Raw genomic sequence first — 26,705 nt, 5'->3', positions numbered from 1 at the left:
ACTCCCATCGTTGGAAGCGGCCATGCTAGCGCCGGTGTCTGGCGCCCCCACTGCCGGATCGTCTGGGTGTCTTGCCTAATCCTCTCGGCATCGACGCCCCGTGCTCAGGTCCCCCGCGGCTTGGCTCGGGCCGTGGGTTCGGCGATCAGGGGATCGTCCGGCCAGTAGTGCTTGGGATAGCGGCCCTTGAGATCCTTCTTCACCTCGGCGTAGGTATTGGCCCAGAAGCTGGCCAGGTCCTGGGTGACCTGCACCGGTCGCCGCGCGGGCGAGAGCAGGTGCAGCTTGACCGCCAGACGGCCACCGGCGAGGCGCGGGGTGTCGGCCAGGCCGAACAGCTCCTGCAGCCGCACCGCCAGCACCGGCGGCTGCTCGCTGTAGTCCAGGCGGATCGTGGAACCCGACGGCACTGCCAGACCTCGCGGGGCCAGCTCGTCGAGCTGACGGGGCAGCGGCCAGGGCAGCAGGCCCTGGAGCATGGCGGCCAGGTCCAGGGTGGCGAAGTGGGCCAGGCGGCTGACGCGATCCAGATAGGGCTGCAGCCAGACTTCCAGGCTGGCCAGCAGGGCGGCGTCGCTCACGTCCGGCCAGTCGCTCGTCGGCTGCTGCTGCAGATCCAGCTGGCGCAGCAGCGCCACCCGCGCCTGCCACTGGCGCAGCTCCGGCGTCCAGGGCAGCAGCTCCAGCCCCTTGCGCCGCACCAGTCCGAGCAGGGCCCGGCTGCGGGCGGCGGTGTCCAGATTCTTCAAGGGTTCGCGACTCAGCACCAGCTGGCCGATCCGCCGCTGGCGTTCGGCGCGCAACACCCCTTCGCGCTCGTCCCAGTCCAGTTCGTCGTGGCCTGCCACCTGCTCGGCCAGCTGCCCCTCGAACAGCGCCGGATCCAGTTCGGCAGCCAGGTAGATGCGCTCTTCGCGCTGGCCCTGGCGGCTGCCCAGATCGGCCACCACCAGCCAGGGCGATTTCATCAGTCCATCCGGTTCGCCAAAGCTGGCGGCCCGGCCATTGGCCAGGCGATAGTCCTGGCCGCCGGCCTTGCGCTGCTGGGCGATGCGATCCGGATAGGCGCAGGCCAGCAGGGCACCGGTCCAGCGCGGGTGCTCGGGATGGGCCACCGGCTGCCCGGCCGGACCACGCAGCAGGCCGCGATACTGGCGGACCAGCTGTCGGATACGCGCCACGCCGCCGCGCGGACCACGGCCTTCACCGCCCAGGAGCAGCAGGCGGGTGTGCAGATCGGCGCCCTGCCCCGGAGCCAGGTCGCGCTCGCCCAAGAGCGCGGCGATCTCGCAGGCGCGTTCGGCCAGGCCCCAGGCCTGCCCACGCAACAGCAGGTGCGCCAGCCGCGGATGAGCCGGCAGGCCGCTCATGGCCTGGCCGTGAGGGGTGAGCACGCCCTGGTCGTCCAGGGCGCCCAGGCGCACCAGCAGATCGCGGGCCTGCGCCAGGGCGGCGGCGGGTGGCGGATCGAGCCAGGCCAGCTCCTCGGCGTTCATGCCCCAGCGCGCCAGTTGCAGCGCCAGCCCGGCCAGATCGGCCTGGAGGATCTCGGCGCTGTCATAGGCCGACAACTGCTGATGCCCCTCCTCCGACCAGAGTCGATAGCAGACGCCCGGCTCCAGGCGGCCGGCGCGGCCCTGGCGCTGGGTCGCCGAGGCGCGGGAAATGCGCCGGGTGGTCAGGCGGGTCATGCCACTGCCGGGATCGAAGGCCGGCACTCGCGCCAGGCCCGCGTCCACCACTACCCGCACCCCTTCGATGGTCAGACTGGTCTCGGCGATGTTGGTGGCCAGCACCACCTTGCGGCTACCTGGCGGCGCCGGCTCGATGGCCGCACGCTGGGCGGCCAGTTCCAGCTCGCCGTGCAGCGGACAGAGCAGCACCCCGGAGGGCAGCTGCTCCGCCAGGCGCTCGGCGGTGCGGCGGATCTCCGCCTGGCCGGGCAGGAACACCAGCAGGCTGCCGGCTTCCTCGTCCAGCGCCTGGAGCACCGTGGCGGCCACCCGCGCTTCCAGGCGCTCGTCCTGGCCGAGCGGCCGGCTCCAGCGGGTCGTCACCGGAAACATCCGTCCTTCGCTGCGCACCACCGGCGCGCCGCCGAGCAGCGCGGCGAGGCGTTCGCCTTCCAGGGTGGCCGACATCACCAGCAGCTTGAGCGGGGTATCGCGCAGCAGTTCGCGACCGCTCAGGGTCAGCGCCAGGGCCAGGTCGGCGTCCAGGCTGCGTTCGTGGAATTCGTCGAAGATCACCAGGCCGACGCCGTCCAGCGCGGGATCGTCCTGCAGGCGCCGGGTGAGGATGCCCTCGGTCACCACCTCGATACGGGTGCGCGGCCCGACCCGGCTCTCCAGGCGGATGCGATAGCCCACGGTCTCGCCGACGCCTTCGCCCAGCTCCGCGGCCAGGCGCTCGGCGGCAGCGCGCGCCGCCAGCCGGCGCGGCTCCAGCAGCAGGATGCGCTGGCCGGCCAGCCAGGGCTCCTGCAACAGCGCCAGGGGCACCCGGGTGGTCTTGCCGGCCCCGGGCGGCGCTTCCAGCACGCAGTCGTCGCGGTGGGCAAGGGCCTGGCGCAGCTCGGGCAGGACAACATCGATGGGCAAGGGCGTCATTGGGCACGGCCGGTGGTCTCAACGGGGCGGGCAGTATAAAGCGTCTCGCCCGCCGTGATTCCGGCCGCTATAGTGGCGGCCTCATCCAACCGGAGGTTGTCTATGTCGATGCGTACCCGCGCGGTGTGTGGCGTCCTCGCCGCCGCCCTGTTCACCCAGCTGACCGCTTGCGGCTCGCTGTTCTATCCCGAGCGTCGCGGCCAGATCACCGGCAGTGGCCGGATCGATCCGGGCATCGTCGCCCTCGATGCCATCGGCCTGCTGTTCTACATCATTCCCGGCCTGATCGCCTTCGGCGTGGACTTCGCCACCGGCGCCATCTACCTGCCCGACAACAAGCGCGCCGAGGTCGATCCCGGCGAACTGAACAAGGCGGTCAATCCGGACGGCAGCGTCGATCGCGCGCGCCTCAAGGCCATCATCCAGCAGGCCACCGGCCACAGCCTGCCGCTGGACGATCCGCGCCTGCTGCAGCGCAGCGGCAGCAACGAGCAGCTCGCCAGCCTGGGGCTCGCCCCGCGCGCCTGATGAGCGACCCGCACCGCACCGAGCGGCTGCTGCGTCGCGCCACCGCCGCCTCGGTGGCGGTGGCGACGACGCTTATCCTGGCCAAGGCCGTGGCCTGGTGGTTCAGCGGCTCGGTCAGTCTGCTCGCCGGCCTGACCGATTCGCTGCTCGACGGCCTGGCCTCGGTGTTCAACCTGCTGGCGGTGCACTACGCCCTCAAGCCGGCGGACGACGACCACCGCTATGGCCATGGCAAGGCCGAATCCCTCGCCGGCATCGCCCAGGCGGTGTTCATCGGCGTCAGCGCCGTGCTCATCGCCTGGCAGGCGATCGGGCGCCTACAGCAACCCGAGCCCCTGGGCGCCCATGCCCTGGGTATCGCCGTCACCCTGTTTTCCCTGGCCCTGACCGCCGTGCTGGTGGCCTACCAGCAGCACGTCATCCGCCTCACCGACTCCACGGTGGTCCGCGCCGACGCCCTGCACTACCGCTCCGATCTGCTGCTCAACGTCGGCATCCTGGCCGCCCTGGCGCTGACCGGCTTCGGCTGGTACTGGCTGGATCCGCTGTTCGGCCTGGCCATCGCCCTCTACATCCTCTGGAGCGCCTACGGCATCGCCCGCGACTCCTTTGGCGTGCTGATGGACCAGGAACTGCCCGCCGACATCAGCGAGCACATGCTGCAGCTGGCCTGCCAGGTGCCGGGCGTGGAAGGTGCACACGACCTGCGCACCCGCCTCTCCGGCAATCACTGGTTCGTGCAACTGCACCTGGAGCTGCCGGGCGAGATGAGCCTGTCCCGCGCCCATGTGCTGTGCGACGAGGTGGAAGCCGCCATCCGCGCCGAATATCCCCAGGCGGAGGTCCTGGTCCACGCCGATCCACTGGACGCACCCGACGTTCCGCACCGACATCCGCTGCCGCCCGCCACCTGAGCGGAACCCGGCGCCGCTGCGCTCTCTCGAATCTGCTGAGCCTGATTCAAGAGAGCGCCCAGACGGCGCCGGAGTCCACCATGAAAGCCATGCACCCCGTCGCGCGCCTCGCCGACCTGCGCGAAGACCGTGGCACCGCGGTCAAGATCGAAGACACCGAGATCCTGCTGCTGCGCGTCGGCGACGAGGCCCGCGCCTTCCAGGCCAAGTGCCCCCACGCCGGCGCGCCCCTGGCCGACGGCGCGGTCTGCCAGGGGCGCCTGGTCTGTCCCTGGCACAAGGCGAGCTTTGCGGTCGAGGATGGCAGCCTGTGCGAACCGCCGGCGCTGGACGCCCTGCAGCGCTATCCGGTGGAGGTGCGCGATGGCAAGGTGCTGGTCGGCTGCGAACCCCTGCCCGCACAGGCGGCGGAATCCCGACCCGACGACCGCCTGTTCGTCATCGTCGGCGCCGGCGCCGCAGGTACCGCCGCGGCCGCCGCCCTGCGCGAATTCGGCTATGGCGGACGCCTGTTGCTGATCGGTCGCGAACCGGGCGAGCCCTATGACCGGACGGCCCTGTCCAAATTCGTCCTCCAGGGCGACAAGGCCCCCGACGAAGCCCCGCCGCTGCGCGAGCCCGAGTTCTTCCGCCAGCAGCGCATCGAACGCCTGCATGCCGAGGTGACCCGCCTGGATCCCCAGACCCGTCAGCTGGAACTCGCCAACAGCCAGACCCTTAGCTACGACGGCTGCGTGCTCGCCGCCGGTGGCGAACCCAGGCCGCTAGACGTTCCCAGCGCCCAGCTCGAGGGCATCCACCTGCTGCGGACCCGCGCCGACGCGGCCGCGATCCTCGCCGATCTGCCCGCCGAGGGCCGCGCGGTGATCGTCGGTGCCAGCTTCATCGGCCTGGAAGCCGCGTCCGCCCTGCGCAAGCGAGGCCTGGCAGTGGACGTGGTCTCCCCCGCCTCCCTGCCCTTCGTCAAGCAGATGGGCGAGACCCTCGGCCAGCACTTCAAGACCCTGCACGAGGCCAATGGCGTGACCTTCCACGCCCCCAACGAGGTAGTGGGCTTCACCGGCGACGCTCACGTCCGCCAGGTCAGCCTCAAGGACGGCAGCCAATTGCCCGCCGATCTGGTGCTGGTGGGTACCGGCATCACGCCGGCCACCACTTTCCTGACCGATCTGCCCCTGGCGGGTGACGGCAGCGTTCCGGTGGACGCCGAGCTCCGGGCCGCCGAGGGCCTCTACGCTGTCGGCGATCTGGCCACCTTTCCCTTCGCCGGTCAGCCGACCCGCATCGAGCACTGGCGCCTGGCCCAGCAACACGGCCGTCTGGCGGCGCGCAATCTGCTGGGCCACGCCGAACGCTACGCGGACGTGCCCTTCTTCTGGACCCTGCATCACGGCAAGCGTTACGAATACCTTGGCCATCCCCGCCACTGGGACGACATGCATCTGGACGGCAGCCTCGGCGACCAGACCTTTGTCGCCCTGCTGCTGGCCGAGGATCGGGTGGTGGGCGTGGTGGCCTGCCAGCGGGAACGCGCCACCGCCATCCTGGCCCAGCGTATGCGCCAGCCGCTGGGACGCGCCGAGGCCCTGGACATCGTCCAGGCCAATTGAGGAGTCGCCATGGCCAATCCCTATCGCGTCGGCCTGATCGCCGATACCCATGGTCTGCTCCGGCCCGAGGCGCTGGAGGCCCTCGCCGGCAGCGACTTCATCCTGCACGCCGGTGACATCGGCAAACCCGAGATCCTCGATGCCCTGCGCGAGCTGGCACCGCTGGCTGTGGTCCGGGGCAACAATGACGACGTGCCCTGGGCCGACGACATCCCCGAGCGCGTCACCCTGACCCTGGGCGGCATCGACATCCATATGCTGCACATCCTGCCCGAGCTCGACCTGGCCGCCGCCGGTGCCCAGGTACGGGTGGTGGTCAGCGGGCACTCGCACAAGCCGCTGATCGAAGAGCGCGATGGCGTACTCTACATAAACCCCGGCAGCGCTGGCCCACGGCGCTTTCGGCTGCCGATCAGCGTCGGCCGCCTGATCCTGGACGCCGGCCAGATCCAGGCCGAGATCCTGGAACTCACCCCCTGAAGGAATCCCGATGAGCATCGATTACCATTTCTACGAACCCAGCCAGGGCCACGGCCTGCCCCACGATCCCTTCAACGCCATCATCGCGCCGCGCCCCATCGGCTGGATCTCCTCCCAGAGCGAAACCGGCATCCTGAACCTCGCGCCCTACAGCTTCTTCAATGCCTTTAACTACAAGCCGCCACTGATCGGCTTTTCCAGCCAGGGCTACAAGGACAGCGTGGCCAACATCGAGCGTACCGGCGAATTCGTCTGGAACCTGGCCACCCGCGAACTGGCCGAGGAAATGAACACCAGCAGCGCCATGGTCGGACCCGAGGTGGACGAATTCGCCCTGGCTGGCCTGGAGCCTGCCGCTTCGACAGTGGTCAAGGTGCCGCGTGTGGCCCGTGCCCAGGTGGCCTTCGAGTGCCGGCTGAGCCAGATCGTCCGCCTCAAGACCGCCGCCGGGGACGAACTGGATCAGTGGCTGGTGCTGGGCGAGGTGGTGGCCGCCCACATCGACAAGCGCCTGCTCAAGGACGGCATCTACCAGACCGCGGCCGCTCGCCCCATCGTCCGCGGCGGTGGCCCGGCCGACTATTTCGAGATCACCGAGGCCGCGCTGTTCCGCATGCGCCGCCCGGACTGAGCGGTAGGCTCTGAAATGCAAAACGGCGCCCTCGGGCGCCGTTGTCGTTGTCGCGACCCCTAGCCCGCTGCACTGACGCGGAAATTCAGGCGCGGGAAATGCACCTGGATCGCCCCCAGATGCTCGTCGTGACGGCGGATCACCAGAGCCTCGCTGTCGGCATGCACCAGTTCACCCACCACCGGATCCACCCCATAGTCGGTTGCCGCCACACTCACCCGGTCACCCCAGGCGAAGCCTTCCACGGCGAGGGCCTGGTCGCGCGGCAAGGCCAGTGGCTCCGCCGCCCTGGCGATCTCCAGCGCCTCGGCGGCGCCGAGTTCCTCATGGGTACCATGACCGAACCCCAGCACCCGGGCGAACCAGGCGGCGATCTCGGGGCGCCCGTCGACCAGGGGCGCCAGTTGCGGCGTGCTCTTGAGAAACCAGAAGTTGTGCGCCAGGGCGATGTCGGCCACCGAGGGCGCGCCGAACAGGAATTCGCCGGCGCTGCGCTGGAGCTGGGTCTCCAGGCGGGTCAGCAGGGTCGGCAACTGTTGCCGGGCCTGCTCGGGACTCAGCCGGCTCAGGCTGCCACCGCTGAACAGCGCCTTGCGGTCGTCCAGGAACGCCTGGGCCTGCTCCGGCGGCAGGCTGGCCAGGCGCGGGCCCATGATCTCCGGCTGGAACATCAGCGCCACGGCATGCTGGAACAGCACCGAGTCCGCCCAGGCGGCAAAGGCGGCCGCCACCGCTTCCTGGCCTTCCGGAAACAGCGCCGGCACGGCCTTTTCCGCCTCCAGGCGACGGGCGATCAGTGCCGTGTCGCAATAGACATCTGCCCCCACCTGCAATACCGGCGTCTTGCGATAGCCACCCGTGAGCGCCACCAGCTCGGGCTTGGGCAGCATCCGCGGAATGATCACCGAACGCCAGGCCAGCCCCTTGAAGCCCAGCAGCAGGCGCGCCTTCTCGGCGAAGGGCGATTGCCAGTAGTGATGCAGAATCAGCTCGGACATGACAGCTCTCCTGAAGGGGCCGCGGACGCCAGGCCGGCGCGGGCCAGCACCAGGGATTCCTTGGCTTTTTTGGGCAGCTTCTTGATCTGGATTTCGCGACGCAGGGCGGTCGATTTGTCGCCACAGGCTTCCACATAGACCAGCGCCTGGGCCGGGCTGGAGGCGAAGAAGCGGGCACCGCGGCCACTGCGGTGCTGGGCGAAACGGCGCTCGGGATCATCGCTGATGCCGCAATAGAGCGCCTGATTCTCGGCACGCACCAAGTAGACATACCAGGTGCGCGCGGGTGGCAGGGGGTTATCGCTCACCGTCAGGCGAACCACTCCCGGGCGGTACGCCAGACGCACACGCCAACGAAATAGATGCCGCTGGCGAACCAGAGGACCATCAGCCACAGTGGCTTGTCGGGATGCACGAATACCATCATGGCGCTGCTGAGCAGCCAGATGGAGGTCACGGTGATGTTCACCGCCATCAGCTGGCGCACGCGGAAGGGATGCAGGAACTTGACCCGGGTCAGGGTCAGGGCGGCCAGCACCAGCACCACCGCCATGCTGAACCAGGGCGCCAGGTCCAGTACGTAGAAATACAGCGCCACCACGTTCCAGGCCGCGGGAAAGCCGACGAAATAGTTGTCGGCGCTCTTCATGTTCACATTGCAGAAACAGAACAGCGACGACAATAGGATGATGCCCACCGCCACCAGTTCGAAATGCGGCGGCAAGGGCACGAAGCGATAGATGAAGATGGCCGGAATGAACACATAGGTCAGGTAGTCGACCACCAGGTCCAGCGCCGAGCCGTCGAAATGGGGCAATACCCGCTTGACTTCGAACTTGCGCGCCAGGGTGCCGTCCAGACCGTCGACGAGCAGGGCGATGCCCAGCCACATCAGGCAACCCTTGGGTTGACCGTCGACCAGAGCGAGCAGCGCCAGAAGCGCGAGGATCACACCACTGGAGGTCACCGCATGGGCGCCCCAGGCCTTGGCTTTTGTCAGCATGAGCGGATGGGAAATGGAGTTCACGGGCGTCTCTCTATGATGACGGCTTCGACTGCCCAGCGCACCGCCCGTTCTGGCGATACGCTACGAAATCGACAATGAAGCCGGTGAACGGCAAGGCGGACCTTGACCGCCGACCCCGGAAACCGGGCGCCAAACGTCGAGGATACCGCGCCTTGCGGCCCTTTGCCCGCCTTCCCGCCGAACGCCCGTGACTGGGTTCGCAGGACGACCGGGGCGGACAGGTCGCCGCCCCGGCCGCGCTTAGTGCAGGATCTGCCCAAGGAACAGGCGGGTACGCTCGTTCTGCGGGTTGTCGAAGAACTGGTCCGGAGCGGCCTGTTCGACGATTTCGCCCTTGTCCATGAAGATCACCCGGTTGGCCACGGTGCGGGCAAAGCCCATCTCGTGGGTCACGCAGAGCATGGTCATACCGTCCTGGGCCAGACCGATCATGGTGTCCAGCACCTCCTTCACCATCTCAGGGTCGAGCGCCGAGGTCGGCTCATCGAACAGCATGATGCGCGGCTGCATGCACAGCGCCCGGGCGATGGCCACGCGCTGCTGCTGGCCGCCGGACAGCTGGCCCGGAAACTTGTTGGCCTGCTCGGGAATGCGCACCCGCTGCAGGTAGTGCATGGCGATTTCTTCGGCCTGCTTCTTCGGCATCTTGCGCACCCACATGGGGGCCAGGGTGCAGTTCTGCAGCACGGTCAGGTGCGGGAAGAGGTTGAAGTGCTGGAACACCATGCCCACTTCGCTGCGAATGGTCTCGATCTGCTTGAGATCGTTGGTCAGCTCGGTACCATCGACGATGATCTGGCCCTTCTGGTGTTCTTCCAGCCGGTTGATGCAACGGATGGTGGTGGACTTGCCCGAGCCGGACGGCCCGCACAGCACGATGCGCTCGCCCTGGGTCACGGTCAGGTTGATGTCCTTGAGCACGTGGAACTGGCCGTACCACTTGTTCACGTCCTTGAGCTGGATCATGACCTTACTGCTGTCGACCTGCTGCTTGTTGCTTACGTTCATCTGATGACTCCTAACGCTTGTGGCCGGTGTTCAGCTTGCGCTCCAGGCGAGCGGAGTAGCTGGACATGGCGAAACAGAAAACCCAGTAGATCAGCGCGGCGAACACATAGCCCTCGGTGGACATGCCCAGCCAGGCCGGATCCGAGGTGGCGCGCTTGATGCTGTTGAGCAGGTCGAACAGGCCGATGATGATCACCAGGCTCGAATCCTTGAACAGCGCGATGAAGGTGTTGACGATGCCCGGGATCACCAGCTTGAGCGCCTGCGGCAGGATCACCAGGCCCATGGTTCGCCAGTAGCCCAGGCCCATGGCGGCAGCGGCCTCGTACTGGCCCTTGGGAATGGCCTGCATGCCACCGCGGACCACTTCGGCGATGTAGGCCGCCTCGAAGATGATCACCATGACGATGGCGCGCAGCAGCTTGTCGAGGTTCATGCCCTCGGGCAGGAACAGCGGCAGCATCACCGACGACAGGAAGAGCACCGTGATCAGCGGGATGCCCCGCCAGAACTCGATCATGGTCACCGAGATGACCTTGATCGCCGGCAGCTTCGAGCGGCGGCCGAGGGCCAGCAGGATGCCCAGCGGCAGCGCGCCGACGATGCCCACCGCCGCGATGACGATGGTCAGCATCAGGCCGCCCCACTCGCTGGTGGGGACCACTCGCAGGCCCAGACCACCGTACAGCAGCCAGAAGGCCACCAGCGGGTAGATCACCAGCAGGGACAGGCCGTAGCGAGCCTTGTGCTTGAAGCTGTCGAGGAACAGCGGAATGGCGCCGACCACGGCCAGCACCACGGTCAGGTCGAACCGCCAGCGCTGGTCTTCCGGGTAGAAGCCGTACATGAACTGGCCGATGCGTTCCTTGATGAACACCCAGCAGGCACCGCCCGGCGCGCAATCGGACCGGGTCGTGCCACTCCAGGTGGCATTGAGGAAGGCCCAGTTCACCACCGGCGGCACGATCAGCCAGACCAGGTAGAGGCCGAGCAGGGTCAGCAGGGTATTGCCGACGCTGGAAAACAAATTGCCACGAATCCAGGCCAGGGCACCGACGCTGGAGGGTGGCGGCGGCAGGTCCGGTTTGAAGGTATGGGTCTGGTTACTCATACGCGCTCCTTAACGCTCGATCAGCGCGATGCGCTTGTTGTACCAGTTCATCAGGATGCTGATGCTGATGCTGATGGCCAGGTACACGCTCATGGTGATGGCCATGGTCTCGATGGCCTGGCCGGTCTGGTTCAGCGTGGTGCCGGCGAACAGCGCCACCATCTCCGGATAGCCCACCGCGGCGCCCAGGGAGGAGTTCTTCATCAGGTTCAGGTACTGGTTGGTCAGCGGGGGAATGATCACCCGCAGCGCCTGGGGAATGATCACCAGCCGCAAGGTCAACCCGGGACGCAGGCCTAGGGAGCTGGCTGCCTCGGTCTGACCATGGCTGACCGCCTGGATACCGCCCCGTACCGTCTCGCCGATGAAGGCCGCGGTATAGACCGATAGGGCCAGCGCCAGGGAGACCAGTTCCGGAATGATCACCCAGCCACCGCGCAGGTTGAAGCCTTGCAGCTCCGGCAGCTCCCAGTGGAACGGCTTGCCGAACACCAGGGTCGCCAGCAGCGGAATGCCGATCAGCAGCGCCAGGATCGTCCACAGCACCGGGAAACGTTCACCGGTGGCGTGCCGACGCTTGCGGGCCCAACGGAACACCACGACGCTCGCCACGACGGCGATCAGAAAGGCGATCAGGCCCGGAATGAAGCCCGCATCGGCGCTCGGGGCCGGCATGTACAGGCCGCGGTTGTTGACGAAGAAGGCGTCACCCAGGCTCAGACTCTGGCGCGGGCCAGGCAGCGGCGCGAGGACGGCGAAGTAGACGAAGAAGATCAGCAGCAACGGCGGAATGTTGCGGAAGATCTCGATATAGACCATGGCGACCTTGCGCAGCAGCCAGTTGTTGGACAACCGCGCCACGCCCACGGTGAAGCCGATGATTGTCGCCAGCACGATGCCGATCACCGAGACCAGCAGGGTGTTGAGCAGACCGACCAGGAATACCCGGCCGTAGGTGTCACCCTCGGTATAGGGAACCAGGTGCTGGGGAATGCCGAAGCCGGCGGAGTTGTTGAGGAAGCCGAAGCCCGAGGTGATCCCCCGGTGAGACAGGTTGGTCTGGGTGTTGTTGAACAGGAACCAGCCGAAGGCCACGACGGCGACTACGGCGACGACCTGGAACAGCCACGAACGCACCTGAGGGTCGGTCAGTAGCGACCCACGGACTGGTGGCGAGGTTTTGCTAACGTTTTGCATCTACTGGAAGCCTCATTAAATCCTCGCCCCGCAGCGCGAACAGCGCTGCAGGGCGAGAATCTGCACATCCGGAAGGTGTCGGCGACTAGGGCGCCGAGATCAACGGACCGGCGGGGAGTACTGCAGGCCGCCTGCGTTCCACAGGGCGTTGAGACCACGCTTGATCTTCAGATCGGAACCCATGCCGACGTTACGTTCGAAGACTTCGCCGTAGTTGCCGACCTGCTTGACGATGTTCAGCGCCCAGTCCTTCGGCAGCTTCAGGTCCTTGCCGAATTCGCCATCGGTACCCAGCAGACGACGCACGTCAGGATTCTTGGAATCCTTGGCCTGGGCTTCCACGTTGGCGGAGGTCAGGCCCATTTCCTCGGCGCTGACCATGGCGAACTGAGCCCACTTGACGATGGTGAACCAGTCTTCGTCGCCACGACGGACGGCGGGAGCCAGGGGCTCCTTGGAGATGACCTCGGGCAATACGACGTAGTCGTCGGGCTTGGCCAGCTTGATGCGCTGGGCGTACAGCTGCGACTGGTCGGAGGTCAGCACGTCGCAACGACCGGCTTCCATGGATTTGGCGCTTTCGTCGGAGGTGCTGTAGGTGATGGGGGTGAACTTCATGCCGCTCGAGCGGAAGTAGTCAGCCAGGTTCAGCTCGGTGGTGGTACCAGCCTGGATGCACACGGTGGCACCGTCCAGTTCCTTGGCGCTCTTCACACCCAGCTTCTTGTTCACCAGGAAGCCCTGGCCATCGTAGTAGGTCACGGCGGTAAACATCAGGCCCATGCCGCCATCGCGGGAGCTGGTCCAGGTAGTGTTGCGCGACAGGACGTCGATCTCGCCGGACTGCAGCGCGGTGAAGCGCTCCTTGGCGGTGAGGGGGGTGAAACGCACCTTGGAAGCATCGCCGAACACGGCGGCGGCGACGGCGCGGCAGACGTCCACGTCGATACCCTTGTATTCACCCTTGGAGTCGGTGAAGGAGAAACCCGGCAGGCCATCGCTGACGCCGCATTGCACGAAACCCTTGTTCTTCACTGCATCCAGAGTAGCGCCCGCATGAGCCATGCCGGACAGGCCCAGAGCAGCGGCGGTGGTCAGAATTGCCAGGGTAGACTTCACCATCTTCATCGATAAGCTCCACTTTGTTTATGAATTACGTTTCCAGTCGCACGGCAGCACGATGTCTCTCGCCTGATTGCCGTGTAACTCGCCCACCCGATCCCTGGGCGTCCTCTATCAAGGGATGGAGGAGACGCGCTGGAAGGCGTGACGAAGCAGTGAGTCAGTGTTACCTGTTAGTGCACTACCTGGCCGCAGCCTAGATGAGGCAATTTGCGGACCAGTGAATGCGACAGCTGCTCACTTCGCTCAAACCCGGCAATCGCGTGACTTCGAGCAAAAAGCCGAACAACAGAATTACGAAAATGCGACACGCATTTTGTGCACCATCTGTTACCACACCCATTTTTAGTGGCACCAAACTGGAGCAAAGCCTTGGAAAATTCGCCTCTTGTGCTGGAATCGCCTAGCGGAACCGCCGATAGCTGCGTCATTTGGTTGCATGGCCTGGGTGCAACCCAGCATGACTTCGAACCCGTTGCCGAATTGTTGCAGCGCAGCCTGACGTCGACCCGATTCGTCCTGCCCCAGGCGCCCACCCAGGCGGTCACCATCAATGGCGGCTGGGCCATGCCGTCCTGGTACGACATCCTGGCCATGAATCCGGCCCGGGCCATCGACCGCGCCCAGCTGGACGCCTCGGCCGCCACGGTACGGGCACTGATCGAGACCCAGCAGGCCCAGGGCATTGCGGCCGAACGCATCGTGCTGGCCGGCTTTTCCCAGGGCGGCGCCGTGGTCCTGCACACCGCCTACAACACCGCCTGCCCGACACTGGGCGGCGTCATGGCGCTGTCGACCTATGCGCCCAGCTTCGAGGACGCCCAGGTCAATCGGGGCGGGGCCACCCCGGTGCTGTGCCTGCACGGCGAGCAGGACGACGTGGTACCCCTGGCCCTGGGGCGGGCCGCCTACGAGGCGCTGGTGGCCGCGGGCGTGGAAGCGCTCTGGCACAGCTACCCCATGCGCCACGAGGTCATCCCCGCGGAGATCCAGGACATCCAGGGCTGGCTGCTGGCACGTCTCGGCGGAAAATAAAGGGCGAATTGCCGGACCGCTTCGTTTTTGGAAACCGGTCGACAATTTGCAGAATCTGGACGCGAAGGGAGGCCTGGAAAGGGCAAAGCGAACGAACTTTGAGGTACCCATCCGGTCCAGTGTGGGTGCCTGAAGGTCGTGATGTGCATGGAGCAGCTATGGCCCGAGTTTTCCTTTCAGTCCCCGGGGTGATCCTTTGATGGCTGCCCCCTTGTCGGTCTGGTTGGCCGAAGTCCCGGTCGATTCCCTGAAGGACCTGCGCCTGTTCAAGGGCGTGGAGACCTATCTGCTGGAAGCCCTGATCGCCCGCTCGGCCACGCGCAGCCTGGTCGCTGGTGAGTGCCTGCTCTCGCCCGCCATGCTCAACCAGTACATGTATCTGATCCTAGAGGGTCGCCTGCGGGTCCACCTGGGCTCGCCGGACAATCCGCCCATCTATCTGCTGGGTCCGGGCGAATGCTCGGGCGAGATCAGCTTCATGGACAGCGAGCGACCCAGCGCCCACGTCATCGCCGAGGCCGACACCCAGGTGCTCTGCCTGCACCGCGATCTGGTGCTGGAACTGATCGAGCGCTCCTCCAAAGCCATGCACAACCTGCTCGGCATCCTCTGCGAGCGGATGCGCCGTGGCAACCAGCTCATCGTCGATACCGAACGCAATGCCAATGTCGACACCCTGACCGGCCTCTTCAATCGTCGGCGGCTCGAACAGCTGTTCGAGCGCGAGAGCACCCGTTGCGCCTTCAATCGGCAGCCCTTGAGCCTGCTGATGCTGGATGTGGATCACTTCAAGCGCTACAACGACACCCATGGGCACCTGGCGGGCGACTACGCCCTGTGCCTGGTGGCCAACACCCTGCGCGACCAGCTGAGACCCAAGGACAGCATGGCGCGCTATGGCGGCGAGGAGTTCGTCATCCTGCTGCCGGAGATCGACCGCGACGAAGCCATCGCCATCGCCGAGCGCCTGCGCCAGAGCCTGGCGGAGATCAAGGACTTCTATTCGCCCTGCGGCAAGCTGCCGGGGGTGACCGTGTCCATCGGCCTGGCCCAGATGCGCAAGGCCGACTCCCTGGACGAACTGGTAGGGCGTGCGGACAAGTCGCTCTACCAGGCCAAGGATGCCGGGCGCAATCGGATCAGCGGCTGAGCGGATTGCGCTTGCGTTCGGCAGGTAGTTGTTGCCGGGCACGTAGGTTGCTTTACACTGCGGTCTCATTCCGCTTTCGATGATCGAGACCCTCCGTGCTCAAGGCACTCAAAAAATTTCTGGGCAAGGATCAGGAGGTCGCTCAGCCGACTCCCTCCCCTGCGCCCCAAGCTACCCCCAGCGTCGCTCCTGCCGCCCCCTCCTCTTCTGCACCCATCGCGCCCGAGCCCCAGGCCGAGCGGGCGCCGCGCAAACCGCGCAACTCAGGCGAATCGCGCAGCCAGGAGCCGCGCGCCCAGACTGAAAAACAGGAACCCCGCGCGCAGGCGGAAAGAGCCGCCAAGCCGCGTCGCGAACGCAGTCCGCGCAAGCCCAAGCCGGTCGACACCTGGAAACTGGAAGACTTCGTGGTCGAGCCGCAGGAAGGCAAGACCCGCTTCCACGACTTCAAGCTGGATCCGCGGCTGATGCACGGCATCCATGACCTCGGCTTTCCCTACTGCACGCCGATTCAGGCGCAGGTGCTGGGCTTCACCCTCAAGGGCAAGGACGCCATCGGTCGCGCCCAGACCGGTACCGGCAAGACCGCCGCCTTCCTGATCTCGACGATCACCCAGTTGCTGACCACCCCGCCGCCCAAGGAAAGGTACATGGGCGAACCGCGGGCACTGATCATCGCGCCGACCCGTGAACTGGTGGTGCAGATCGCCAACGACGCTCTGGACCTGGCCAAGTACACCGGTCTCAACGTCATGAGCTTTGTCGGCGGCATGGACTTCGACAAGCAGCTCAAGCAGCTCGAAGCGCGCTATTGCGACATCCTGGTTGCCACCCCGGGCCGCCTGCTGGACTTCAATCAGCGCGGCGAGGTGCACCTGGACATGGTCGAGGTGATGGTGCTGGACGAGGCCGATCGCATGCTGGACATGGGCTTTATTCCCCAGGTTCGCCAGATCATCCGCCAGACCCCGCCCAAGAGCGAACGCCAGACCCTGCTGTTCTCCGCCACCTTCACCGACGACGTGATGAACCTGGCGCGGCAGTGGACCACCGATCCGGCCATCGTCGAGATCGAGCCGGAAAACGTGGCCAGCGATACCGTCGAGCAGCACGTCTATGCGGTCTCTTCCAGCGACAAATACAAGCTGCTCTACAACCTGGTGGCCCAGAACAACTGGGAGCGGGTGATGGTGTTCGCCAACCGGCGTGACGAGGTGCGCCGCATCGAAGAACGCCTGACCAAGGACGGCATCAGCGCCGCCCAGATGTCCGGCGACGTGCCCCAGCACAAGCGCATCAAGACCCTGGAAGGCTTCCGCGCCGGCAAGATCCGCGTGCTGGTGGCCACCGACGTGGCCGGTCGCGGCATTCACGTCGACGGCATCAGCCACGTGATCAACTTCACCCTGCCGGAAGATCCGGACGACTACGTGCACCGCATCGGCCGTACCGGTCGGGCTGGCGCCAGCGGCACCTCGATCAGCTTCGCCGGCGAGGACGACGCCTTCGCCCTGCCGCCCATCGAGACCTTGCTGGGTCGCAAGATCTCCTGCGAAATGCCCCCGGCCGAATTGCTCAAGTCGGTCCCGCGGCAGCGCTAGGGCAGACGCGTTGGAACGCCCCCCCTAAGTGGCCTACCAACGCGACCGCTTGCTGAACCTCTCTTATCGCGGCCATGGCGGTCCGCCAATGCGGCCGCTCCTACACCTGTATCGCGCCTCTGTAGGAGCGACCCATGGCCGCGATAAGTGTTAGCGCTGCGCACGCGCGGTGATTGCCAGCCGCTGGAAATCACCTGTCGTAGGGTGGATGACGGCGTAGCCTCATCCACCGCCAGCCTTGAAGCAGCAGGTGGAAAACGCTTACGCGGTTTTCCACCCTACCCCATCACTCTTTCGCCCAACGCCCCGCGGCATCCTGGTCGCTGGCGCGGCCTTCCACCCAGCGCGGGCCTTCGGCCGTATCTTCCTTCTTCCAGAAGGGTGCGCGGGTCTTGAGATAGTCCATCACGAAATTGCAGGCGTCGAAGGCGGCCTGGCGATGGGCGCTGGCGGTGCCGACGAAGACGATGGGCTCGCCCGGCTCCAGGCGACCGATGCGATGCAGGATATCGACCCCGAGCAGCGGCCAGCGCTGCTTCGCCTCCTCGACGATGCGCGCCAGGGCCTTTTCGGTCATGCCGGGAAAGTGTTCGAGGAACAGGCCGCCGACGTCGCGCCCGTCATTGAAATCCCGCACATACCCCACGAAACCCACCACGGCACCGATACCGGTGTTGGCGGCATGCAGGGCATTGAGTTCCTGGCCGGGATCGAAGGCCGCGGCCTGCACACGAATGGCCATGGCTAACCTCCGGTCACGGTGGGAAAGAAGGCGACCTCGTCGCCATCGCGCAGCGGCTCGGCCAGACCACAGAGTTCTTCGTTGCGCGCGCACATCAGCCCCCGCTCACCCAGGGTCTCGGCCCAGCTGCCGCCGCGCTGGACCAGGTGCTCGCGCAGGTCACCAACGGTGGCCAGCTCAGGCGCCCAGGCCAGGCTATCCTCGGCGCGGCCCAGCATTTCGCGATAGCGGGCGAAGAATTGCACGCGGATCATGCCGGTTGCTCCTCGGCGCGGAAATGACCGCTCTTGCCGCCGCTCTTTTCCAGCAGCCGTACCGCCTCGATGGTCATGCCCCGATCGACCGCCTTGCACATGTCGTAAAGGGTCAGGGCCGCGACGCTGGCGGCGGTCAGGGCTTCCATTTCCACCCCGGTCTGGCCGGACAGCTTGCAGGTGGCGGTGATCCGCACCCCATCGGGCGCTTCGGCGGCCAGCTGGACCTTGACGCCGGTCAGCATCAGCGGATGGCAGAGCGGGATGAGGTCGGCGGTCTTCTTGGCCGCCTGGATGCCGGCGATACGGGCCACGGCGAAGACATCGCCCTTGGGATGGCCACCGCTCTGGATCAGATCGAGGGTTTCCGGACGCATGCGCACCCGGGCTTCGGCGGTGGCTTCACGGAAGGTCACCTGCTTGTCGGTGACATCGACCATGTTGGCACGGCCTTGGGAATCGAGATGGGTCAGCACGGCATGACTCCTGGAAAAGACCTGCCATTGTAGACCCGCGGTTGGGAATTTGATCCCCGCCCGTGGCCGGACGGGGATCGGGGGAGTTACAGATGGGCCTCGGCGTATTCGGCGAGGACGGAACGGGGCACGCCCTGCAGGGTGATGTGCACCCCGTGGTTGAAGCCCTTGAAGCGCTCGGAAAGATAGGTGAGGCCCGAGCTGGTGGCCGAGAGGTAGGGCGTGTCGATCTGCGCCAGGTTACCCAGGCAGATCACCTTGGAGCCGCTGCCGGCACGGGTGATGATGGTCTTCATCTGGTGCGGGGTGAGGTTCTGGCATTCGTCGATGAGGATCAGACTCTGCTGGAAACTGCGGCCGCGGATGTAGTTCAGCGACTTGAACTGCAGCGGTACCTTGCTGAGGATGTAGTCCACGCTGCCGTGGGGGTTGTGGTCATCCATGTGCAGGGCTTCGAGGTTGTCGGTGATGGCGCCCAGCCAGGGCTCCATCTTCTCGGCCTCGGTCCCGGGCAGGAAGCCGATGTCCTCGTCCAGGCCCTGGACGCTGCGGGTGGCGATGATCCGCCGGTATCTCTTGGTGACCATGGTCTGTTCGATGGCCGCGGCCAGCGCCAGGATGGTCTTGCCCGAACCCGCCGCGCCGGTCAGGTTGACCAGGTGGATATCCGGCTCCAACAGGGCGAACAGCGCCAGCGCCTGATAGATGTCGCGTGGCTTGAGGCCCCAGGCTTCCTGGTGCATCAGCGGTTCCTGGTGCATGTCGAGCAGGATGACCTCGCCATCGCGCACCGCCTTGACCCAGCCGACGAAGCCCTGCTCGTCGAGCACGAAGTCGTTGACGTTGAAGGGCGGCATCTCGGCCGACAGCTGCACCCGGTGCCAGACCCGGCCCAGCTCCTGCCGGCTTTCCACCTTGCTCACGTTGTCCCAGAAGGATCCCGGCAGATTGTGATAACCCTGGGACAGCAGGGAGACGTCGTCGAGCAACTGGTCGGTCTGGTAGTCCTCGGCGGCGATGCCGCAGCCCCGCGCCTTGAGGCGCATGTTGATGTCCTTGGTCACCAGCACGACCCGCTCCTGGGGATGCTGGGTACGCAATTCGACGAGCTGGTTGATGATACGGTTGTCGTTGATGTCGTCGGGCAGACAGGCCATGGGCCCGGCGCGACGCCCCATGAGGATGGACAGCCGCCCCTTGGCCTCGCCCTTGCCGCGGGGGATGGGTACGCCCCGTTCGACGTCCTCGGGCGAGGATTCGGCGAGGACACTGTCGATCAGGCGGATCGCCTGCCGGCATTCGGCGGCAACGTTGTGCTTGCCGGTCTTGAGCTTGTCGAGTTCCTCCAGGACCGTCATGGGAATGGCGACGTGGTGCTCCTCGAAATTGAGCAGCGCGTTGGGGTCGTGGATCAGTACGTTGGTGTCGAGCACATAGAGGGTGGGCTGGGTGGGGCGGGAACGTCCGTGATCATCCATACTCGGTCACCTCGTAGAAACGCTTGACTCGCAAGCCTGTCGACGGAGCGCCAGACGACGCTCCGCTGCGAAAGGTGCCGTCGCTCCAGCAACGGGTTCACGGACCGGCCAACATGAGGGCACGGGACCCGAGAGATGCGACGGACACTTCGGTAATAACGCAAAAGGCCTGAGGCACAAAGGCTTTTTTTGGCGGTACCCGGTTTTTTTCGCGGACCGGTATTTCCTGCTGCCTGGCCTGGCAACCTCGCCCCGGGAGCGTGGTCAATACCTATCGATCCCATCGGCAAGGGCCACTGGAGCCCAGCGGCGGAGGCTTCTAGAATGGCGCCTCGCCAAGAGGAGCCAAGCCGATGCTGATGGTGATTTCACCCGCCAAGACGCTGGACTACAGCACGCCGCCGAGCACGTCCCGCCATACCCTGCCGCAATACCTGGAGCACTCCCGTGAGCTGATCGACGGACTCCGGCAGCTCGCGCCGGCGGAGGTCGCCGCGCTCATGGGGGTGTCCGACAAGATCGCTACCCTCAATGTCGCCCGCTTCGGCAGCTGGACCCCGGACTTCACGCCGGAGAATGCCAAGCAGGCGCTGCTGGCCTTCAAGGGCGACGTCTACACCGGCCTGGCCGCCGCAGACTTCCAGGAAGAGGATTTCGACTTCGCCCAGCGCCACCTGCGCATGCTTTCCGGACTCTATGGCCTGTTGCGGCCGCTGGACCTGATGCAACCCTATCGCCTGGAGATGGGCACCAAGTTCGCCAACGCACGTGGCAAGGACCTCTACGCCTTCTGGGGCGAGCGTATCAGCGACTGGCTCAAGGCGGATCTCGCGGCTCAGGGTGACGATGTCCTGCTGAATCTGGCCTCGAACGAGTATTTCAGCGCGGTGCGCCGCGCGCGCCTGCAGGCCCGGGTCGTGGACGTGGAGTTTCGCGATCTCAAGAATGGCGACTACAAGATCATCAGCTTCTACGCCAAGAAGGCCCGCGGCCTGATGGCGCGGCACGTGATCAAGCAGCGCGTCACCGCGGTGGACGACCTGCGCGACTTCGACGACCAGGGTTATCGCTATTCGAGCGAGCGATCCTCGGCCGATACGCTGGTGTTCCTGCGCGATGCGGCGCCGGATTAGCCGAGCGAATCGACGGATGGCACAATTGCCCGCACATCGGGCCATCGAACTGGCTAGGGGGTCACATTCGACGCCTGCCATCCGTGAAAGACTGTCATCTCCCTCCAATAAAAAAGGTTTCAGCCCCGTAGCGGAGACGTTTCAGGCGCGAAAAGTTGCCGGACATCTCAAAACCGCTGCCTTTCCGGAAAAAGGAAAATTCGCTGAGAACCACTTTCGTTTGATTCTGTCTTTGTCTGGTCCTTGCCCTGGGTCATGCTGGCCAAAGGCAATCAGTCCGCACGTTCAATTTGTACCGGTCGACCTGTCGGCCGGTTGATCTTTCGAAGCATGGACGCTTCGTCCCGACCTCAGGGACAGCGGCCACAAATCAGCAGACGCTGAAGGAGTAACGCCCATGATTCCCGTCATCCTGTCCGGTGGTAGCGGCTCGCGACTCTGGCCCCTCTCGCGCAAGCTCTACCCCAAGCAGTTCCTGGCACTGACCAGCGAACAGACCATGTTCCAAGAGACCATCAATCGCCTGGGCTGCGAGGGCAGCATCGATTGCCCCATCATCGTCTGCAACGCCGAACACCGTTACCTGGTGGAAGAGCAGCTCAAGGCCGTCGAGTGCAAGCCGCAGGCGCTGATCATGGAGCCCTTCGGTCGCAACACCGCACCGGCCGTGGCCATCGCCGCCATGCAACTGGTCGCTGACGGCAAGGACGACCTGATGCTGGTGCTGCCCGCCGATCACGTGATCGAGGACGAAGCCGAATTCAAGGCCGCCCTGCAACAGGCCGCCGCCGCCGCCGAGCGTGGCGAGATGGTGCTGTTCGGTATCCCGGCCACCGCGCCCGAGACCGGCTACGGCTACATCAAGACCGGTTCCAACGACGGTCTGCCCCAGGGCGTGTCCCGCGTCGAGCGCTTCGTCGAGAAGCCCGATGCCGTCACCGCCACCGAATACGTGGCTTCCGGCGACTACTGCTGGAACAGCGGCATCTTCCTGTTCCGCGCCAGCCGTTTCCTGGAAGAGCTGAAGAAGCACGACACCGACATCTATGACACCTGCCTACTGGCACTTGAGCGCAGCAGCATCGACGGCATCAACATCAGCATCGATGCCGCCACCTTCGCCGTCTGCCCGGACAATTCCATCGACTACGCCGTGATGGAAAAGACCACCCGCGCCTGCGTGGTGCCCATGAGCGCCGGCTGGAACGACGTCGGTTCCTGGTCCGCGCTGTGGGACGTGCATGCCAAGGACAACAACGGCAACGTCATCAAGGGCGACGTCGTCCTGCATGACAGCCGCAACTGCCTGGTGCACGGCAACGGCAAGCTGGTGACCCTGGTCGGTCTGGACGACGTGGTCGTGGTGGAAACCAAGGACGCCGTCATGATCGCCCACAAGGACAAGGTCCAGGACGTCAAGAAGCTGGTCAACACCCTCGAGAAGCAGAACCGCAACGAGGTCAAGGCCCACCAGGAAGTCTTCCGTCCCTGGGGTTCCTACGACTCCATCGACATGGGCCAGCGCTTCCAGGTCAAGCGCATCACCGTCAAGCCGGGCGCCCAGCTGTCGCTGCAGATGCACCACCACCGTGCCGAGCACTGGATCGTGGTCTCGGGTACCGCCGAGGTCACCTGTGACGACAAGGTTTTCCTGCTGACCGAAAACCAGTCCACCTACCTCCCGATGACCTCCGTGCACCGCCTGGCCAACCCCGGCAAGGTACCGCTGGAGCTGATCGAAGTGCAGTCCGGTGGCTATCTGGGCGAGGACGACATCGTCCGCTTCGAAGACATCTATGGCCGCGTCGACACCCAGGCCCTGGAAGTCGCCAAGGCAGGCAAGGCGTCGACCCGCTAAGCCTCGCTGTGCGGCAATGAACAGACACCGGCTCCGGCCGGTGTCTGCGTTTTCGGCAGCCGCTCGGCAAAACCGGTTAGGCTTGTCGTTTCCCCTTTCGCCATCGGATCCGCCGCATGACCGCTCCCACCCTGCTCCGCCTCGATCAACTGGACGAGGCCCTGGCCGCCTACGACGGCTTCATCCTCGACCTCTGGGGCGTGCTGATCGACGGCTACGAAACCTTTCCCGGCGCCCGCGCCTGGCTGGAGCGCCGCGCCGCCGAAGGCAAGCCGGTGTGGTTCCTCAGCAATGCCTCACGCGATGCGGACGGCATGGTCGAAGAACTGGGCAAGCTGGGCGTGCCGCGCGAGCTCTTCGCCGGCATCACCACCTCGGGTCAGCTGGCCATCGATGCCTTTCAGCAGGACCCGACCTTCAGCGAGGGCGGAATCTACCTCTCCGGTCCTGGCACCGGCCAGGTCGGCTGGCCCGCGGAAATCCGCGCGCGCTTCGTCGAGGACATCGCGCAGGCAGCCATCATCCTGGGCGTCGGCAGCTTTCCGGAAGACGAACTGGAGGCGCGCTTCGCGCCCCTGGCCACGGCGCTGGACAAGCCTTTTCTCTGCGCCAATCCGGATCGCAACGTGGTGTCCGGGGGTCTACCCTTCTATGCAGCCGGCAAGCTGGCCGATCGCTTCGCCGCCCTGGGAGGGGCGGTCACCTGGTATGGCAAGCCCGATCCCTATGCCTTCCATTGCGCGGCAGGCGCCCTGGCCGAGCGTGGCGCCAAGCGCCTGCTGTTCGTCGGCGACTCGCTGGTGACCGATGTACCCGGCGCGGTGGCGGCGGGCATCGACTGCCTCTGGCTGGCGGCCACCGGCATCCACCGCGAGGCCCTCGGTCTGGACTTCAACCAGGAGCCAACCCGCGAGGGACTCGAGCCGCTGCTCAGGCAACATCCCGAGCGGCCGCGCTTCGCCGCGGCCGGTCTGGCCTAATCCTTTCCCACACGCCGAGGTATCGATGAGCAAGAAGCACGTAGTGGTCTTCAACCGCCTGCCCGAACAGCTGGCGGAACGCCTGCGCGAACACTTCACCGTCGAAGTGATTCCCGCCAGCGCCAACATCGACCTGTTCGCCGCTTCCGCAGCTAAGGCCCAGGGCCTGATCGGCGCCAGTCGCAAGCTGGGCGAGAAGGAGCTGGAAATGGCCACGACCCTGGAAGCCATCGCCAGCGTCTCGGTCGGCTACGACAGCTATAATGTGGACTACCTGACCGAGCGCGGCATCCTGCTCACCAATACCCCGGACGTGCTCACCGATACCACCGCCGACCTCGGCTTCACCCTGCTGGTGAGCGCCGCCCGGCGGGTGCCGGAGCTGGACGCCTTCGTCAAGGCCGGACACTGGCGCAAGGGTATCGGCGAAGAACACTTCGGCACCGACATCCATGGCCGTACGCTGGGCATCGTCGGCGCCGGTCGCATCGGCGCGGCCATCGCCAAGCGTGGCCACTTCGGTTTCGACATGCCGATCCTCTATACCGCCAACAGCGCCAAGCCCGAGCTGGAAGAGCAGATGGGTGCCCAGCGCCGCGAGCTGGACGACTTGCTCAGGGAGGCCGACTTCGTCTGCCTGGTGGTACCCCTGTCGGCCGCCACCGAAGGCCTCATCGGCGCCCGCGAACTGGGGCTGATGAAGTCCAGCGCCATCCTGATCAACCTGGCGCGCGGCCCGGTCATCGACGAGCCGGCGCTGATCGAGGCGCTGCGCCAGGGCCAGATCCGCGGCGCCGGTCTGGACGTCTATACCCGCGAGCCGCTGGAGGCCTCGCCGCTGTTCGAACTGCCCAACGTGGTCACCTTGCCGCACATTGGCTCGGCGACCCACGAGACCCGCTACGCCATGGCCGAACGCGCAGTGAACAACCTGATCGCAGCCCTCACCGGTGAGCGCCCGACCGATCTGGTCAATCCGGCGGCGCTGGATCGCCGCTAGGCGCTGATCGCCCACCGTCGACCCAGGTGGCGTGCCGTCCGGGCGCTTAAAGGCTATACTGCCGCGCCGCTCTCGGGTCGGCCGCCCTGGCCGGGTGGGCCTCTCTCAGTGTGTCAGGCCACCCCTCCGATCGGGCTCCTTCGCGGCCCGGTCCGTGCGACCCGAATTGCGCGCCCGTCTCGCCACCGCTGTGGCCGAGACGCAAGAAACCGCCAAGAGGAGCGCGTACATGACCGTGATCAAGCAGGATGACCTGATCCAGAGCGTTGCCGACGCCCTGCAGTTCATCTCCTATTACCACCCCGTCGATTTCATCCAGGCCATGCACGAGGCCTATCTGCGCGAAGAATCCGCCGCCGCGCGCGATTCCATCGCCCAGATCCTGATCAACTCGCGGATGTGCGCCACCGGCCACCGGCCGATCTGCCAGGACACCGGCATCGTCACCGTCTTCGCCAAGGTCGGCATGGACGTGCGCTGGGACGGCGCCACCCTGAGCCTGGACGAGATGATCAACGAAGGCGTGCGTCGCGCCTACAACCTGCCGGAAAACGTCCTGCGCGCCTCGATCCTGGCCGACCCGGCCGGTGCCCGCAAGAACACCAAGGACAACACCCCGGCGGTGATCCACTACCAGATCGTCCCCGGCAACACCGTGGAGATCGACGTCGCGGCCAAGGGCGGCGGCTCCGAGAACAAGTCGAAGATGGCCATGCTCAACCCGTCCGACTCCATCGTCGACTGGGTGCTCAAGACCGTGCCGACCATGGGCGCCGGCTGGTGCCCGCCGGGCATGCTGGGCATCGGCATCGGCGGGACCGCCGAGAAGGCCGCGGTGCTGGCCAAGGAATCGCTGATGGACGAGATCGACATCCATGAGCTGAAGGCCCGCGGTCCGCAGAATCGCCTGGAAGAGCTGCGCCTGGAGATCTTCGACAAGGTCAACCAACTGGGCATCGGTGCCCAGGGCCTGGGCGGCCTGACCACGGTACTGGACGTCAAGATCAAGGACTACCCGACCCACGCCGCCTCCCTGCCGGTGTGCATGATCCCCAACTGCGCCGCCACCCGTCATGCCCATTTCGTGCTCGACGGCTCCGGCCCCGCCAGCCTGGAAGCCCCGCCGCTGGACGCCTATCCGGAAATCGTCTGGGAAGCCGGTCCGAGCGCCCGTCGCGTGGATCTCGACACCCTGACTCCGGAGGAGGTGCAGAGCTGGCAGCCGGGCGAGACCGTGCTGCTCAACGGCAAGATGCTGACCGGTCGCGATGCCGCCCACAAGCGCATGGTCGACATGCTCAACAAGGGCGAGCCGCTGCCGGTGGACCTCAAGGGCCGCTTCATCTACTACGTCGGCCCGGTCGATCCGGTGGGCGACGAGGTGGTCGGCCCGGCCGGTCCCACCACGGCGACCCGCATGGACAAGTTCACCCGCCAGATCCTCGACCAGACCGGTCTGCTGGGCATGATCGGCAAGTCCGAGCGCGGCCCCATCGCCATCGAGGCGATCAAGGACCACAAGGCCGTCTACCTGATGGCCGTCGGCGGCGCCGCCTACCTGGTGGCCCAGGCCATCAAGGGCGCCAAGGTCCTGGCCTTCCCGGAACTGGGGATGGAAGCCATCTATGAGTTCGAGGTGAAGGACATGCCGGTGACCGTGGCCGTGGACACCCGTGGCGAGTCGGTGCACATCACCGGTCCGCAGGTGTGGCAGAAGAAGATCGCCGACAGCCTGGCCGTCGAGATCTAAGCGCCCGTCGCGA

General features: G+C 65.9%; 25 protein-coding genes. 13 read left to right on the top strand and 12 right to left on the bottom strand.

All coding sequences use genetic code 11. The annotated features are described in order from the left end of the window. Positions 1–104: 104 nt before the first annotated feature. Complete coding sequence (gene hrpB, locus QKY98_RS19235) at positions 105–2,609, bottom strand: ATP-dependent helicase HrpB (RefSeq protein WP_284671410.1); 2,505 nt, start codon at positions 2,607–2,609, stop codon at positions 105–107. A gap of 102 nt (positions 2,610–2,711) precedes the next feature. On the opposite strand from hrpB, the gene pmcY reads away from it, so the two are divergent. The 5 genes from pmcY to QKY98_RS19210 all read left to right on the top strand — a co-directional run bounded on the left by pmcY (position 2,712) and on the right by QKY98_RS19210 (position 6,772). Next, complete coding sequence (gene pmcY / locus QKY98_RS19230) at positions 2,712–3,137, top strand: periplasmic Zn2+ metallochaperone PmcY (RefSeq protein ID WP_027598502.1); 426 nt, start codon at positions 2,712–2,714, stop codon at positions 3,135–3,137. Continuing rightward, positions 3,137–4,051, top strand: a complete 915-nt coding sequence (locus tag QKY98_RS19225) for a cation diffusion facilitator family transporter (protein ID WP_027598501.1) — start codon at positions 3,137–3,139, stop codon at positions 4,049–4,051. The genes pmcY and QKY98_RS19225 overlap by 1 nt, the downstream gene beginning before the upstream one ends. 80 nt (positions 4,052–4,131) lie before the next feature. After that, positions 4,132–5,661, top strand: coding sequence for an FAD-dependent oxidoreductase (locus QKY98_RS19220; RefSeq protein ID WP_284671409.1), 1,530 nt, complete (start codon positions 4,132–4,134; stop codon positions 5,659–5,661). Positions 5,662–5,670: 9 nt separating this feature from the next. Beyond that, positions 5,671–6,141: a metallophosphoesterase family protein gene (locus tag QKY98_RS19215; RefSeq protein WP_284671408.1), complete on the top strand. Its 471-nt coding sequence runs from the start codon at positions 5,671–5,673 to the stop codon at positions 6,139–6,141. Between the two features lie 10 nt (positions 6,142–6,151). Next, complete coding sequence (locus tag QKY98_RS19210; protein WP_027602999.1) at positions 6,152–6,772, top strand: flavin reductase family protein; 621 nt, start codon at positions 6,152–6,154, stop codon at positions 6,770–6,772. A 59-nt stretch (positions 6,773–6,831) separates the two neighbouring features. Here the strand turns inward: QKY98_RS19210 and QKY98_RS19205 are convergent, their stop codons facing one another. The 7 genes from QKY98_RS19205 to QKY98_RS19175 all read right to left on the bottom strand — a co-directional run bounded on the left by QKY98_RS19205 (position 6,832) and on the right by QKY98_RS19175 (position 13,241). Continuing rightward, a complete protein-coding gene (locus QKY98_RS19205; protein WP_284671407.1) occupies positions 6,832–7,770 on the bottom strand; it encodes a glutathione S-transferase family protein in 939 nt (312 codons plus the stop codon). Next, positions 7,758–8,078 (bottom strand): GIY-YIG nuclease family protein, encoded by a 321-nt coding sequence (locus tag QKY98_RS19200; protein WP_027602997.1) that lies wholly within the window; start codon positions 8,076–8,078, stop codon positions 7,758–7,760. The genes QKY98_RS19205 and QKY98_RS19200 overlap by 13 nt, the downstream gene beginning before the upstream one ends. A 2-nt stretch (positions 8,079–8,080) precedes the next feature. Then, entirely contained in the window at positions 8,081–8,773 is a 693-nt protein-coding gene (gene pcsA / locus QKY98_RS19195; protein ID WP_085982652.1) for a phosphatidylcholine synthase, read from the bottom strand. Positions 8,774–9,037: 264 nt separating this feature from the next. Beyond that, on the bottom strand, positions 9,038–9,805 hold the full coding sequence (locus tag QKY98_RS19190; protein ID WP_027598495.1) for an amino acid ABC transporter ATP-binding protein: 768 nt from the start codon (positions 9,803–9,805) through the stop codon (positions 9,038–9,040). Positions 9,806–9,815: 10 nt separating this feature from the next. Beyond that, positions 9,816–10,916 (bottom strand): amino acid ABC transporter permease, encoded by a 1,101-nt coding sequence (locus QKY98_RS19185; protein WP_027602996.1) that lies wholly within the window; start codon positions 10,914–10,916, stop codon positions 9,816–9,818. 9 nt (positions 10,917–10,925) lie between these two features. Beyond that, positions 10,926–12,113 (bottom strand): amino acid ABC transporter permease, encoded by a 1,188-nt coding sequence (locus tag QKY98_RS19180; RefSeq protein WP_284671406.1) that lies wholly within the window; start codon positions 12,111–12,113, stop codon positions 10,926–10,928. A gap of 99 nt (positions 12,114–12,212) precedes the next feature. Continuing rightward, positions 12,213–13,241, bottom strand: a complete 1,029-nt coding sequence (locus tag QKY98_RS19175) for an amino acid ABC transporter substrate-binding protein (protein ID WP_027602995.1) — start codon at positions 13,239–13,241, stop codon at positions 12,213–12,215. A 384-nt stretch (positions 13,242–13,625) separates the two neighbouring features. Between QKY98_RS19175 and QKY98_RS19170 the strand changes: the two genes are divergently transcribed. The 3 genes from QKY98_RS19170 to rhlB all read left to right on the top strand — a co-directional run bounded on the left by QKY98_RS19170 (position 13,626) and on the right by rhlB (position 17,021). Continuing rightward, entirely contained in the window at positions 13,626–14,270 is a 645-nt protein-coding gene (locus tag QKY98_RS19170; protein ID WP_027598491.1) for an alpha/beta hydrolase, read from the top strand. Between the two features lie 199 nt (positions 14,271–14,469). Continuing rightward, positions 14,470–15,420 carry a GGDEF domain-containing protein gene (locus tag QKY98_RS19165; protein ID WP_037007313.1) on the top strand — a complete coding sequence of 317 codons (951 nt, stop codon included), beginning with the start codon at positions 14,470–14,472 and terminating at the stop codon, positions 15,418–15,420. A gap of 95 nt (positions 15,421–15,515) precedes the next feature. Then, a complete protein-coding gene (gene rhlB, locus QKY98_RS19160; protein WP_027602993.1) occupies positions 15,516–17,021 on the top strand; it encodes an ATP-dependent RNA helicase RhlB in 1,506 nt (501 codons plus the stop codon). A 286-nt stretch (positions 17,022–17,307) separates the two neighbouring features. Here rhlB and moaE read toward each other — a convergent pair whose 3' ends face one another. The 4 genes from moaE to QKY98_RS19140 all read right to left on the bottom strand — a co-directional run bounded on the left by moaE (position 17,308) and on the right by QKY98_RS19140 (position 19,971). Next, positions 17,308–17,763 (bottom strand): molybdopterin synthase catalytic subunit MoaE, encoded by a 456-nt coding sequence (gene moaE, locus QKY98_RS19155; RefSeq protein ID WP_284671405.1) that lies wholly within the window; start codon positions 17,761–17,763, stop codon positions 17,308–17,310. 2 nt (positions 17,764–17,765) lie between these two features. Further along, a complete protein-coding gene (locus tag QKY98_RS19150; protein WP_007161878.1) occupies positions 17,766–18,017 on the bottom strand; it encodes a MoaD/ThiS family protein in 252 nt (83 codons plus the stop codon). Further along, positions 18,014–18,493, bottom strand: coding sequence for a cyclic pyranopterin monophosphate synthase MoaC (gene moaC, locus QKY98_RS19145; protein ID WP_027598486.1), 480 nt, complete (start codon positions 18,491–18,493; stop codon positions 18,014–18,016). Before moaC ends, QKY98_RS19150 begins: the two co-directional genes overlap by 4 nt. Before the next feature lie 86 nt (positions 18,494–18,579). After that, positions 18,580–19,971, bottom strand: a complete 1,392-nt coding sequence (locus tag QKY98_RS19140) for a PhoH family protein (RefSeq protein WP_144947426.1) — start codon at positions 19,969–19,971, stop codon at positions 18,580–18,582. A gap of 353 nt (positions 19,972–20,324) precedes the next feature. On the opposite strand from QKY98_RS19140, the gene yaaA reads away from it, so the two are divergent. The 5 genes from yaaA to QKY98_RS19115 all read left to right on the top strand — a co-directional run bounded on the left by yaaA (position 20,325) and on the right by QKY98_RS19115 (position 26,692). Continuing rightward, positions 20,325–21,104 (top strand): peroxide stress protein YaaA, encoded by a 780-nt coding sequence (gene yaaA / locus QKY98_RS19135; RefSeq protein WP_284671404.1) that lies wholly within the window; start codon positions 20,325–20,327, stop codon positions 21,102–21,104. Between the two features lie 397 nt (positions 21,105–21,501). Continuing rightward, positions 21,502–22,962, top strand: a complete 1,461-nt coding sequence (locus QKY98_RS19130; RefSeq protein ID WP_027598484.1) for a mannose-1-phosphate guanylyltransferase/mannose-6-phosphate isomerase — start codon at positions 21,502–21,504, stop codon at positions 22,960–22,962. Positions 22,963–23,078: 116 nt separating this feature from the next. Continuing rightward, entirely contained in the window at positions 23,079–23,942 is an 864-nt protein-coding gene (locus QKY98_RS19125; RefSeq protein WP_144947432.1) for a TIGR01459 family HAD-type hydrolase, read from the top strand. 25 nt (positions 23,943–23,967) lie between these two features. After that, complete coding sequence (locus QKY98_RS19120; protein ID WP_284671403.1) at positions 23,968–24,942, top strand: 2-hydroxyacid dehydrogenase; 975 nt, start codon at positions 23,968–23,970, stop codon at positions 24,940–24,942. A gap of 229 nt (positions 24,943–25,171) precedes the next feature. Further along, on the top strand, positions 25,172–26,692 hold the full coding sequence (locus tag QKY98_RS19115) for a fumarate hydratase (protein ID WP_027598481.1): 1,521 nt from the start codon (positions 25,172–25,174) through the stop codon (positions 26,690–26,692). The last annotated feature ends 13 nt before the right edge of the window (positions 26,693–26,705 follow it).

This window comes from Pseudomonas sp. HR1 (genome assembly GCF_030175875.1).
GTDB lineage: Bacteria > Pseudomonadota > Gammaproteobacteria > Pseudomonadales > Pseudomonadaceae > Chryseomonas > Chryseomonas oryzihabitans.
Note: the sequence above shows the minus strand (reverse complement) of the source record. Positions and strands in the feature narration are given on the sequence as shown.